Source organism: Saccharopolyspora sp. 7B (genome assembly GCF_020177435.1).
GTDB lineage: Bacteria > Actinomycetota > Actinomycetes > Mycobacteriales > Pseudonocardiaceae > Saccharopolyspora_C > Saccharopolyspora_C gregorii.
Genome location: NZ_JAIUKC010000047.1, coordinates 26181 through 39076, shown reverse-complemented (window position 1 = coordinate 39076; position 12896 = coordinate 26181). Strand labels below are relative to the sequence as shown.

The following is a 12896-nucleotide window of genomic DNA, read 5'->3' as shown; positions in this document are numbered from 1 at the left end:
CGCGCCAGCGCCGCGCCGGGCGCGGCGCGCGGCCCCCCCGGGGGCGGGGGCCGCGGGGGGGGGGGGGGGCCGCCCCCGGCACCCCCCGGGGGGCCCCCCCCCCCCGGGGGGGGGGCCCCCCGCGCGGGAGCCGCGTCGTCCTGTTCGGCACGGGGTCGTGCTGCTGCCGGTGGCCGCGCGGTGGGGCTGGTGCTCATCCGACGCACCCCGGCGGCGTGCGATCGCGAGTGCGGCGCTAGCTGATCTGGCATGTTCAGAATATGAACGAACCGGGCTCATTGTGCGGCGAGGCGGGCTGCTCGTCAAGGGTCGATGCGGGCGAATTCCGCGGGACTTCGGTTGGGGAGGCCGAATCGAGTTCGGGTGGGGTGCTTGACGGCGACGGAGGTCACTGCCACTCTGGATTGAACGTAACGGTCACTATGTGAACGCATCTCCCCGGTGTCGAGTCCCGGCGGAAGGACGGCGATCGCAGCCGGACCGACGAACCATCCCGTGCCGAGGAGAACCGATGTCCGAGCTCGCCGAAGCCCGCACCGCACTCGCCCGCGGCGGCATGGTCCTCGTCGTCGACGACGAGGACCGCGAGGACGAAGGCGATCTGATCATGGCCGCCGAGCACGCGACCACCGACGACGTCGCCTTCTTCCTGGAGCACACCTCCGGATTCCTGTGCGTCGCCGTCGACGAGGAGCGGTCCCGCGACCTCGGCCTCGACCTGATGGTCACCGCCAACACCGAGAGCCACGGCACCGCGTTCCTCGTCAGCGTCGACCTCAAGCACGGGACCGGCACCGGCATCAGCGCGGGGGACCGCGCCGCCACCATCCGCGCCCTCGCCGATCCGCGGACCGCGCCGCAGGACCTCGCCCGCCCCGGGCACGTGCTGCCGCTGCGGGCCAAGGCGGGCGGCGTGCGGGAACGCGCCGGGCACACCGAAGCCGGCGTGGAGCTGTGCCGCCTGGCCGGGGCGAGCGGCGCCGCGCTGCTCTGCGAGATCGTGACCCCCGACCGGCGCGACATGATGCGCCGCCCCGCGCTCGACGACTTCGCGGCGCGGCACGGCATCCCGATGGTGACGATCGCCCAGCTCGTCGAGCACGCGCGCACCTCAGGTCCGGCGATCGCGCGGACCGGGCGGGCCGAGCTCCCCACCGAGCTCGGCACCTTCCAGGCCACCACCTACCGCGGTGCGGGCGACGTCGAGCACCTCGCGCTGACGATGGGCGACCCGTTCGACGCGGGAGCGCCGCTGGTGCGGCTGCACAGCGAATGCCTCACCGGCGACCTCGCCGGATCGCTGCGCTGCGACTGCGGCAGCCAGTTCCGGATGGCGATGAGCGCCATCGCCGAGGAGGGCCGCGGCGCGCTGATCTACCTGCGCGGCCACGAAGGACGCGGCATCGGGCTCGGGCGCAAGCTGCGGGCCTGCGAGCTCCAGCAGCACCGCGGGCTGGACACCGTCGAAGCGAACGTGGAGCTCGGGCTGCCCGTCGACGGCCGCGACCACGCCGACGCCGCGCGCATCCTGCACGACCTCGGCGCGGGCTCGGTGCGGCTGATGACGAACAACCCCGACAAGGTCCGGGCCCTCGCCGACCACGGCATCACCGTCGCCGAGCGGATTCCCCTCGAAGCATCGGAGAACCCGCACAACGCCGGCTACCTCGCCACCAAGCGCGCCCGCATGGGACACCTGCTGCACGCCTGATCCCGCTCCCGGCGGGCCCGCGGGAGCGGAACCTCGGGCGGTCGCCGGTGATCTCCCCGGCACACGGGGGAATTCGGCACGAAGTCCGCGGGCGAACCCGCGCGCACGTTCGGAGGAACACGGTGAAGATCGCGGAAATCCACGTCCACCAGCACGGACTTCCGGTCCGCGGCGGTGCCTACAAGATGGGCCACTCCGAAGTCCGGTTCCTGACCAGCACGCTGGTCCGGCTGGTCGCCGACAACGGGCTGGTCGGCTGGGGCGAGACCTGCCCCGTCGGGCCGCTGTACGCCGAGGCCCACGCGGCCGGTGCGGTCGCGGCGCTCCGCGAGATGGCATCGGGACTGCTCGGCGCCGACGTGCTGCCGGTCCCGCTGCACCGGCGGATGGACGGGCTGCTGCACGGGCACCGCTACGCGAAGGCGGCCGTCGACATCGCCGCGCACGACCTGCTCGGCAAGCACCTCGGCGTCAGCGTGTCCGACCTGCTCGGCGGCGCGCTCGTCGATCGGGTGCCGTCCTACGCCGCGCTCGGCGTCGGGCCGCCGGACGACACCGCCCGCCTCGCCGCGGAGAAGCGCGCCGAAGGCTACCCGCGGTTGCAGGTCAAGATCGGGGGCAGGCCGGTCGACGAGGACGTGGCCGCCGTCCGCAAGGTCGGGGAGGTGCTGCGCGGAACCGGCGTGCGGCTCGCCGTCGACGGCAACCGCAGCCTCGGCACCCGGGACGCGCTGCGGCTGAGCCGGGAGTGCGCGGACGTCCCGTTCGTGCTGGAACAGCCCTGCGACACCCTCGACGAACTCCGCACGATCCGCCCGCTGCTCGCCCACCCGCTGTACGTGGACGAGAGCAGCACCGGGCTGGACGTGGTGGTCGGCGCCGCGGGAACCGGCCTGGTCGACGGTTTCGGCGTGAAGATCACCCGGGTCGGCGGGCTGCACCCGATGCGCGCGGTGCGCGACGTCTGCGCGGCGCGGAACCTCCCGCACACCTGCGACGACTCGTGGGGCGGCGACATCATCGCCGCCGCCTGCGCCCACGTCGGCGCGACCACCCGCCCGGAACTGCTGGACGGCGTGTGGATCGCCGCCGACGGCATCGACGGGCACTACGACGACGAGCACGGCGTCCGGATCGACGCGGGCCACATCGCGGTGCCGCAAGGCCCCGGGCTCGGCGTCGAACCCGCGGACGGCCGCTTCGGCGACCCGGTCGCCTCCTGCTGAAGGACCGGTCCACGCGCAACCGGCCGCCCGGGGAGGCGAGCCGGGGAACGAACGCACGCAACAGGAAGGGTTCCGGAATGTCGCCGCAACTGAGTGGAGTTCTCACCGCCCTGCCGACCCCGTTCACCTCCGGCGGCGAAGTCGACGTGGCCGCGCTGGGCCGCGTGGTCGACCGCAGCATCGACGGCGGGGTCGACGGCCTCGTCGCCTGCGGCTCCACCGGCGAGTTCGCCGCGCTCGACGAGGACGAGCGCCGCCTGGTGGTGGAGACCGTCGTCGAGCGGGCCGCCGGGCGGGTGCCCGTCGTCGCCCAGACCGGCGCCGTCAGCACCGAGCAGGCCATCCGGCTCTCGCAGCACGCCCAGCGGTGCGGGGCCTCCGTCGTGATGCTGGTGACCCCGTACTACGAACCGCTCACCGAAGCGGAGACCGAGCAGTACCTGCGCACCGTCGCCGCCTCCGTCGACATCCCCGTGATGCTCTACAACCTGCCCGCGATCACCGGCGTCGACCTGTCCCCGGAGGTCGTCGGACGGCTGGCCCGCGAGGTCGACAACATCCGCTACATCAAGGACACCAACGCTGACATGTCCCGGCTGCGGCAGTTCGTCCACCACCACGGGGACGTGATCACCACCTTCGGCGGCTGGGACACGCTGATCCTCGCCGCGCTCACCGAGGGCGCCGCCGGTGTGGTGGCGGGCAGCGCGAACCTCGTGCCCGCCGAACTCGTCTCCGTGCACCGCGCGCTGCGGGCGGGGGAGCTCGACCGCGCCCGCGCCGAATGGGCGCGGCTGCACCCGCTGATGGACTCGCTGATGACGGTGCCGTTCATCCCCGCCGTGAAGGCCGTGCTGAACGCGGCGGGCCTGCGGGTCGGCAGCCCGCGCAGCCCGCTGCTGGACCTGCCGCCGGACACCGCGCGGCGCGTCACCGCGCAGGCCGCTGCGGCGCGCGGCGAGACCCCGGCCGGCGGCGGCGCACCGGCCGGAGGTGGCGCACCGGAGCCCGCGGCGGTCCGCCGGTCCACCGACGCGCGCCCGCTCGCCGCGGCGGCCGAACTGCCCCCGGCGCGCCACTTCATCGCGGGCGGCTACGCGGATTCCACCTCGACGCGACTGCTCGACGTCATCGATCCCTGCACCGAACAGGTCCTCTGCCACACCCCGGACGGCACCACCGAGGACGTGGACCGGGCCGTCGCCGAAGCCGTCGCGGCGCGCGGCTCCTGGGCGCGGCGGGTTCCGAAGGATCGTTCCGACGTGCTGCACGCCATCGCCGGCCGGGTCGAGGCCAACGGCGATCTGCTGGCACGGCTGGAATCCGCGAACACGGGCAAACCGCTCGCGGTCGCCCACGACGACATCGCGGGCACCGTCGACACGTTCCGGTTCATGGCGGGAGCGGTGCGCTCCACCACCTCGATGTCGGCGGGGGAGTACCTCGACGACCACCTGTCGCTGGTGCTGCGCGAACCGGTCGGCGTGGTGGGCGTGGTGACGCCGTGGAACTACCCGCTGATGATGGCGGCCTGGAAGGTCGCGCCGATCCTGGCCGCGGGCAACACCTGCGTGCTCAAGCCCTCCGAGATCACACCCGTGACGACGGTGAAGTTCGCCGAACTGGTGGCGGACCTGCTACCGCCCGGGGTGCTCAACATCGTCACCGGTCGCGGCGACGTGGTCGGCGCGCGGCTCTCGTCGCACCCGGACGTGGACCTGGTGGCGCTGACCGGATCGGTGCCCAGCGGCCGCGCCGTGGCCCGCGCCGCCGCCGAGGACCTCAAGCGGGTGCACCTGGAACTCGGCGGCAAGGCGCCGGTGGTGGTGTTCGAGGACGCCGACCTGGCCGCCGTCGCGGAAACGCTGCGCACCGCGTCGTTCTGGAACTCCGGGCAGGAATGCGGTGCCGCGTGCCGCGTGCTGGTGCACGAATCGGTGGCGGCGGAGCTCGCCGAGCACCTCGTGCGCGAGGCCGCGACGCTCGTCACCGGTGAGCCGGCGGTGGACGGTGCGGAACTGGGCCCGCTGGTGTCCAAGGCGCACTTCGACCGGGTGCGCGGCTACCTGGAGCGCGCGCAGCGGGACGGGGCGCGCGCCGCGCTCGGCGGTGCGGCGCTGGACGGGCCGGGCTACTTCGTGCCGCCGACCGTGCTCGTCGACGTGCCCGAAGGTGCCGAGATCGCCCGGGAAGAGGTCTTCGGTCCCGTCGTCACGGTCGAGACGTTCCGCGACGAGGACGAGGCGATCCGGCGCGCCAACGACGTGCCCTACGGGCTGGCCGCGTCGGTGTGGACGGAGAACGCGCGGCGCTCGCACGACGTTCCCGCGCGCCTGGACGCGGGCACGGTCTGGGTGAACTCGCACCTGGCGTTGGCCAACGAGGTTCCGTGGGGCGGGTTCAAGGGATCCGGGTACGGCCGCGACCTGTCGCTCTACGCGCTGGAGGACTACTCCCGCACCAAGCACGTCATGCACAACCACGCTCGCTGACCGCCCGCCCGGCTCCGCCGATGCGAGGTCGGGCGGTGAAACCTCGGCGTTCTCCTCGCCGCGGGACCGGACGCGCCGGTGGCTCCGCCACGGCCCGGAACGCCGTCCGAACGGGAGAACGCCGCGGCGCCGCGGGCGGGGCCGGTCGGGTCGCCGGTGCGGAGGGGAAGAAATCGCTCTGCTGGGGAGGAATCGGGCACCATCGTACTCGCCGGTGGGGGAATTCCCGCACCCGTCCCGGAAATCTGCCGTGCGCGGTACCGCCACCTGGTTCAATGGCCGACGGCCGGGGCGTGGCGGATGGTCGGCGCGGCGTGCTTCGCGGCAGGAATGTGCGCGCGCCGCAACGGTTTTCGTACTTCACCTGCACCCGCGAGGAAAGCATCGTCGGCTGCCGCGGCGATTTCCCCGGGGTTCTCCCTCCGATGTGCACCGTCGACCGCCGAAAGGGTTGACTACCCCGCGCGACTCTGCCAAGTTTTCGGTCGCTGCGTTCGAAATCTGAACACAGGTGGAGGTGTTGTCCTTCGAGGACGGCTCGCCGCCGCGGCCGTCCCACCGACGCTCGCGATCGCGCTTCCGAGCCGTGCCACGTCGAATCACGCCGACCGCCGGAGAGGGACAACGTTGTCCGAACCCAGGAGTGGCCGCCCGTCCTCGGGCGCGCGCAGGATCCGCGAAGAGGACTGCATCGTCGTCGACAGACCCGCGCTCATCCGCGCGCAGCTCGGCGCCGGCGTGGGCAACTTCATCGAGTGGTACGACATCGGGGTCTACGGCTACCTCGCCGTCACCCTGACCCAGGTGTTCACCGCGGGCATGGACGAACGGCTCGGGCTGCTGGTGACGCTGCTCGGGTTCGCCGTGTCGTTCCTGGTGCGACCGCTCGGCGGGATGATCCTCGGGCCGCTCGGGGACCGGATCGGCCGCCGCAAGGTCATGTTCTTCACCATCGCGCTGATGGCGGTGGCCACCACGCTGATCGGCCTGCTGCCGGGCACGGAGCAGATCGGCGCCTGGGCCGTGGTGCTGCTCTACCTGCTGCGCATCGCGCAAGGCTTCTCCACCGGTGGCGAGTACTCCGGTGCGCTGACCTACGTCGCGGAGTTCTCCCCGGACCGGACCCGCGGCTTCTGGACCTCGCTGCTCAACAGCGGTTCGCAGCTCGGCTTCGCCGCGGGCGCCGGCGTGGTCGCCGCGACATCCGGCATCACCACCCACTTCTGGGGCCAGGACGCCATGGTCAACGGGGGCTGGCGGATCCCGTTCCTGCTGGCGTTCGTCCTCGGCGCCGTCGCGCTGCTGCTGCGCAGCCGCATCGAGGAGTCGCCCAGCTTCGAGGCCGCCCAGGCGAAGACGGCGGAGCAGGCGGCCAACCCGCTGTTCACGCGGCACAAGCTGCCCGGGGTGTTCAAGTTCTACTGGCCGCAGGTCGTGGTCGGCCTCGCGCTGATCGGCGCGGACGGCGCGTCCTCGTACACGCTGACCAGCTACATGCCCACCTACCTCGAAGTCGAGGTCGGCATCGCCACCACGCACACGGCGATCGCCACCGTCGCCATCCTGCTGCTGCAAGCCGTGCTGCTGCCGGTGTTCGGGCGGATGTCGGACAAGCTGGGGCGGCGGCCGGTGTATGTGATGGCGGCCGTCGGGAACCTCGTGCTGCTGCTGCCCGCCTTCGCGCTGATGCGGGTCGGGGAGCCGTGGGCGTTGTACGTCGCGCTGGGGCTCGTGATGATCCCGTCGACGCTGTTCCTGTGCATGAACGCGGCCGTGATGGCCGAGCTGTACCCGACAGCGTCGCGGTACTGCGCCGTCGGGTTCACCCAGAACACGGCGACCTCGCTGTTCGGCGGCACCGTGCCGCTGGTCTCGCAGCTGCTGGTGGAGCTGACCGGCAACACCTACGCGCCCGCGTTCTACGTGATGTTCTTCTCCGCCATCGCGCTCGTCGCGGTGCTGTTCATGCGGGAGTCCGCGGCGCGCCCGCTGCTGGGCTCGGTCCCGGTCGTGGCCAGCGGCGCGGAGGCCCGCGAACTGGTCGAGGGCCAGGACGAGAACGAGCGCCTGGACACCTCGACGATGCTCCTGGCGCCCCTGCCGCCCGTCGAAGAGCGCACCTGAGCCGTGCCCGTTCCGCCGCCGCCGATCCGCGGCGGCGGGCCGGCGCGGCCCGGGCGTGCCGACGAGCCGGGGAGCCCTGACCGCCCGGGCGTGCTGTCGGCCCGGGCGCCTGGTCGGCCGGGCATCGTGACGGGCCCGGGCGCGCTGATTGACCGCGGCCGCCGCCGGGTAGGCGAGGGGCGTCGTCCCCGGCGCGCGGAGGTGGTCGTGTGAAGGCGTTGACCTGGCAAGGACCCCGGCAGGTCGAGGTGCGGGACGTTCCCGACCCGCGGCTGGAGGAGCCGACCGACGCGGTCGTGCGCATCACCAGCACCGCGATCTGCGGCTCGGACCTGCACCTCTACGAAGTGCTCACCCCGTTCATGACCCCCGGCGACGTCCTCGGCCACGAGCCGATGGGCGTCGTGGAGGAGGTCGGCTCGGCGGTGGACCACATCCGGCCCGGAGACCGGGTGGTGGTGCCGTTCAACATCTCCTGCGGGCACTGCTGGATGTGCTCGCGCGGCTGGTACGCGCAGTGCGAGACCACCCAGGTCCGCGACCAGGGCACCGGTGCGCCGCTGTTCGGCTACAGCGAGCTCTACGGCAGCGTTCCCGGCGGGCAGGCCGAGCTGATGCGGGTGCCGCAGGCGCAGTTCGGCCCGATCAAGGTGCCCGAGGGACCGCCGGACGTGCAGTTCCTGTACCTCTCGGACGTGCTGCCGACCGCGTGGCAGGCCGTCGAGTACGCCGACGTCCCGCCGGAGGGCAGCGTCGCGGTGTTCGGGCTCGGCCCGATCGGCCAGCTGTGCTGCCGCATCGCCGCGCACCGCGGGTTCCGCCCGATCGGCGTCGACCTGGTCCCGGAACGGCTGGACATGGCGCGGCGCCGCGGGATCGAGACCATCGACGTGTCCGAAGTGGACTCACCGGCGGACCGCATCCGGGAGCTGACCGACGGGCGCGGCACCGACTCGGTGATCGACGCCGTCGGGATGGAGGCGCACGGCTCCCCGGTCGGGGAACTCGCGCAGAAGATCGCCAGTGCGCTGCCGAGCGGGATCGGCGGGCCGATGATGGAGAAGGCCGGGGTGGACCGCCTCGCCGTCCTGCACCAGTGCATGGACGCGGTGCGCCGCGCGGGCACGATCTCGCTCAGCGGCGTCTACGGCGGCATGGCCGATCCGGTGCCGATGCTGACGCTGTTCGACAAGGGCGTGGCGGTGAAGATGGGGCAGGCGCACGTGAAGCGGTGGATCGACGACCTGATGCCGCTGGTCGGCGACGAGACCGATCCGCTCGGCGTGCACGACCTGGCGACCCACGACCTGCCGCTGGAGGACGCCCCGCACGCCTACGAGCTGTTCCAGAAGAAGCAGGACGACGCGATCAAGATCGTGCTGGAACCGTAGCCGCGGATCAGCCGAGCAGCGGCAGCAGGTGCTCCCGCGCCAGCCGCTGGGCGCGGTCCCGCTCGCCCGCCCGGATGGCGTCGGTGATCGCCGCGTGCTGGTCGACGAAGCTCGCGAACTCGGCGGGCGGCGTGGTGTCCCGGACGGACCGTTCCGCACCGTCGCGGATCGCGCGGTAGAAGTGGGTCAGGATCGGGTTGCGCGCCGCGTCGACGACGGCCCGGTGGAAGCGGGTGGACAGCTCGGTCAGGGCTTCCGCGTCGGCCCGCGCCAGCGCGTCCCGCGATTCGCCGAGGATGCCGTCCAGCCGCGCCAGGTCGTGCTCGTCGGCGCGCGTCGCGGCCAGCGCGGTCGCCTCGCCTTCGATGGCCAGCCGCACCTCCAGCACGGTGGCGAGGTCCTCGCCGCCGAGGAAGCGGCGCAGCACGGCGTCGAGCTCGGTGGTGGCGCGGACGAACGTGCCGCTGCCCTGCACGGTCTCCAGCACCCCGACGTGGACGAGCGCCTGCACCGCCTGGCGGAGGGTGATCCGGCTGACGCCGTGCTCGGCCGCGAGCTCGACCTCCTTCGGGATGCGCGATCCCACCGGCCACCGGCCGTCGGCGATGTTGTGCTGCAGGTTGCCGATCAACCGGCTCACCAGGGCGGACCTCTTGGGCGGCTCGCCGTCCGCGGTCATCGCGCGCACCTCCAGGTCCGGGCCGTCGACCCCCGGCGTTCGCCGAGATGGGGTTGCCCTTTAGCGTAGCGCGCTGAAAGGGTTGCCCTTTTCTCGTCTGGAGGAGCTGTGGTCGAAACGACGTCCTTGTTCCGGCGCGGTGCCGTGGTGGGCTGCCTGTTCGCCATGACGGCGATCGGCGCGCTGACCGCCGCGCACGGGCCGGCGATCCCCGCTTTCCGGGCCGAGCAGGGGATCGACGGGGCCACCGCCGCCGGCGGGCTCGCCGCGCAGTCGATCGGCGCCGTCGCGGGCATCCTGCTCAGCCAGGCCTTGTTGCGGCGCAGGGGGAACACCGCCGCGGTCGGCGCCTCGGCGCTGCTGGTGGCCGTCGGATCGGTCGCGATCGCGCTGGCCCCGTCGTGGCCGCTGATCCTCGCGAGCGCCGCCGTCGCCGGGCTCGGGCTCGGCGGGTGCGACGTGCTGATCACCCAGCTGCTGATCGTGGGCGCGGGCAGCCGCGGACCGGCGCTGGTCAACGTCGCGCACGCCTGCTTCGGCCTCGGCACGGCCCTGGCGCCCGCGGCGATCGCCGCGATCGGCGCGGAGCACTACCGGGTCGTGTTCGCGGGCATCGGCTCGCTCGCGCTCGTCGGGCTCGCCACCGTCCGCGGGATCTCGGCGGCACCGACCCCGCTGGAGCTGACCGCGCGGACCGCGGGCGACGCGGCACCGCGGCGGCTGGCGGGGACGGCGATCGTGCTGGGGTTCCTCGTGCTCTACGTGACCCACTTCGGCGTCCAGTCCGGCATCGGCAGCTGGGAGCCGACCGTCCTCGCCGAGCAGGGGTACGGCGCCGCGGCGGCGTCGCTGGCGACCTCCGGGTTCTGGCTCGCCATGGTCGGTGGGCGCTTCGCCGCCGCGTCGCTGAGCCGCCGGGTCCCGCTGCCGGCGCTGGTCGTGGCGAGCTGCGCGGGGATGGTGGCCGCGGCGGCGGTCGCCCTGCACGGACCGGCCACGGCCTGGGCCTACCTGCTCGCCGGGTTCTGCATCGGCCCGATCTTCCCGAACGGCCTGACCTGGCTGGCGGCGTCCGGGCACGCGCACGGCGGCAGGTTCGCCGCGGTGATCGCGGCCTCGATGATCGGCATGGCGCTCGCCCCGACCGGGCTCGGAGCCGTGATCGGCCGGTGGGGCACGCAGGCCGTGGCGCCGTCCGTCCTCGCCATTGCCGCGCTCGCGCTGCTGGCCGGCGGGTTCGTCACCGTCCTGACCCGCGCGGGCGCCCGACCCGAGGACGGCGGTAGCGCGGGCGGACGCGGTGGTGCGGTGCCGCGGAGCACCACCTCGGCCTGAACACCCGTCCGCGCGGGGCGGGACGTGCTGCCGCGCGAGGACCCCGAGCACCCGCCCGCACCGGGGCGCAAAAGTCGCAAAGAACGTTGAGCGCGGTGGTGGGCGGACCTAGCTTCGCGGTGGTCGTCCCGCACGAGGACCGGCCGGGAAGGAGCAGTGCCGATGCGTTCGCACCACCCCGCCCGTCAGTCGACGTCCACCCGCGCCGCCGCGGGAGGCACCGTCGTCGCCGCTCACGAATCCAGCTGCGCGGCCGGGCTGGACGTGCTGGAGCAGGGCGGCAACGCCGTCGACGCCGCGGTGGCGGCCGCTCTCGTCGCGGGGGTCGTCGAACCGACCGAGACGACCCTCGGCGGCTGCGGATTCCTGCTGCACCAGCCACCGTCCGGCGACGCCTGGTCGGTGGAGTTCGGGCCGAAGGCGCCGCTGCGCGCGCCCAGCACCTTGTTCGAGCTCGACCCGGACGCGGCGGCCGCGCCCGTCCTCGGCCTGGCACCGGTGGCGGGCAACGCGAACTTCGACGGCCCGCTCGCGTCCGGGGTGCCGCGGACCCTGCTGGGCCTGCTGGTGGCGCAGCAGCGGTTCGGCGTGCTGAGCAGGGACGCCGTGTGCGCACCCGCGGTGCGGGCGGCGCACGAGGGGTTCCCCGCCGACACCTGGTTCATCGGCGGCGCGCTGGCCGACGTGGACCGGCTCCGCGCGGACGAGCAGGCTCGCCGCACCTTCCTCGACGACCGGCTGCTCCCGATCGGTGCCCGGACGGCCACCGCCTACGGCGTCACCTTCGGCCCCCGGCCGCGGGTCACCCAGCCGGTGCTGGGGGAGTTGCTGGAGCGGGTCGCGGCGCTCGGCCCGGCCGCGCTCGTCGACGGCGAGGTCGCCCGGCAGCTCGTGGACACCTCCGCCGAACGAGGCGGGCTGCTCTCCGCCGCGGACCTGCGGGACGCGGCCCCGGAGATCCGGCGGCCGCTGGTGCTGCGCTACCGCGACGTGGACGTGGCCGTCCCCACCGCGCCCGGCGGCGGGTGGACCGAGCTGCAGGCGTTGGCGATCTGGCAGGCGCTGCACCCCGATCCGGCCCCGCCCACCGCGGGGCCCGAGCGGCTGCGGGAACTGGCGCTGGTGCTGCGGCACGCCTTCGCCGACCGCTACCACTGGTTCGGCGACCCGCGGGTCGTCCCGGTGCCGCTCGGCGGAACGCTCGACCCGGGCTACGTCGCCGACCTCGCCGAGCGGGTCCGCCGCGGCGAGGACGTCCCGGGATGGCGCGACGGGGCGCCGTGGCTCACCTTCGCGTCCCGCGCCGCGCACGACCCGTGGCCGTTCGACCCGGGCAGCGGCGACGCCCCGATCTGGCGGCCCGGCGGCGGCACCACCCCGGGGAGCGGGACCACGCACATCTCCGCCGTGGACGCGGCGGGCGGTGCCGTCGCGATCACGCACACGGCGGCGAACCACTTCGGCAGCGGCGTGCTGTGCCCGCGGACCGGGCTGCTGTTCGACTCGGCGATGGCCTGGTTCAACGCGGCTCCCGGCGCGGCCAACAGCATCAGCCCCGGCGCCCGGCCGCTGGCGAACATGGGGCCCGCGCTGATCAGCAGGGGCGGCGAGGCGGTGGCGGCGCTCGGCGCGTCCGGCGGACGCCGGATCATCAGCGCCGTCGTGCAGCTCGTCCTCGGCCTGGTCGACGGCGGGCTGGCACCGGCCGAGGCGCTCGCCGCGCCCCGCATCGAAGCCAGCGGGCGGGAACTGCTCGTCGACGAAGCCCTCACCGGCCTCGGTGCCGACCTCGCCGCGTTCGACCCGGTCCCGGTGCCCGCGTCCAACGAGCCGTTCGCGATGGACTTCGCCCGCCCGAACATCGCCGGGTTCGACGCGGCGGGCCTGCCCGCGTCGGCGATCGCCACCCTCCACCACAACGACTGAGCGCGGGACGGA

8 protein-coding genes are annotated in these 12896 nt (G+C 73.9%); 7 read left to right on the top strand and 1 reads right to left on the bottom strand.

What is annotated here, in order from left to right; all coding sequences use genetic code 11:
• The first annotated feature begins 511 nt into the window (after positions 1 to 511).
• From ribA to LCD33_RS09070, 5 genes are all read left to right on the top strand, one after another.
• Positions 512 to 1711 (top strand): GTP cyclohydrolase II, encoded by a 1200-nt coding sequence (ribA, locus tag LCD33_RS09090; RefSeq protein ID WP_224977719.1) that lies wholly within the window; start codon positions 512 to 514, stop codon positions 1709 to 1711.
• Between the two features lie 122 nt (positions 1712 to 1833).
• Positions 1834 to 2937, top strand: coding sequence for a mandelate racemase/muconate lactonizing enzyme family protein (locus LCD33_RS09085; protein ID WP_224956278.1), 1104 nt, complete (start codon positions 1834 to 1836; stop codon positions 2935 to 2937).
• A 77-nt stretch (positions 2938 to 3014) separates the two neighbouring features.
• A complete protein-coding gene (dapA, locus tag LCD33_RS09080; RefSeq protein WP_224956279.1) occupies positions 3015 to 5429 on the top strand; it encodes a 4-hydroxy-tetrahydrodipicolinate synthase in 2415 nt (804 codons plus the stop codon).
• 627 nt (positions 5430 to 6056) lie between these two features.
• The gene (locus LCD33_RS09075; protein WP_224956280.1) at positions 6057 to 7553 is read left to right on the top strand and encodes an MFS transporter; all 1497 of its coding nucleotides are present in this window, start codon (positions 6057 to 6059) and stop codon (positions 7551 to 7553) included.
• Between the two features lie 209 nt (positions 7554 to 7762).
• A complete protein-coding gene (locus tag LCD33_RS09070) occupies positions 7763 to 8944 on the top strand; it encodes a zinc-dependent alcohol dehydrogenase (protein ID WP_224977718.1) in 1182 nt (393 codons plus the stop codon).
• 7 nt (positions 8945 to 8951) lie between these two features.
• On the opposite strand, the gene LCD33_RS09065 is transcribed toward LCD33_RS09070, so the two are convergent.
• On the bottom strand, positions 8952 to 9623 hold the full coding sequence (locus LCD33_RS09065; protein ID WP_224956282.1) for a FadR/GntR family transcriptional regulator: 672 nt from the start codon (positions 9621 to 9623) through the stop codon (positions 8952 to 8954).
• A gap of 108 nt (positions 9624 to 9731) precedes the next feature.
• Here LCD33_RS09065 and LCD33_RS09060 point away from each other — a divergent pair, with 108 nt between their 5' ends.
• The gene (locus LCD33_RS09060) at positions 9732 to 10958 is read left to right on the top strand and encodes a sugar MFS transporter (RefSeq protein ID WP_224965838.1); all 1227 of its coding nucleotides are present in this window, start codon (positions 9732 to 9734) and stop codon (positions 10956 to 10958) included.
• 162 nt (positions 10959 to 11120) lie between these two features.
• Positions 11121 to 12884, top strand: coding sequence for a gamma-glutamyltransferase (locus LCD33_RS09055; RefSeq protein ID WP_224956284.1), 1764 nt, complete (start codon positions 11121 to 11123; stop codon positions 12882 to 12884).
• The last annotated feature ends 12 nt before the right edge of the window (positions 12885 to 12896 follow it).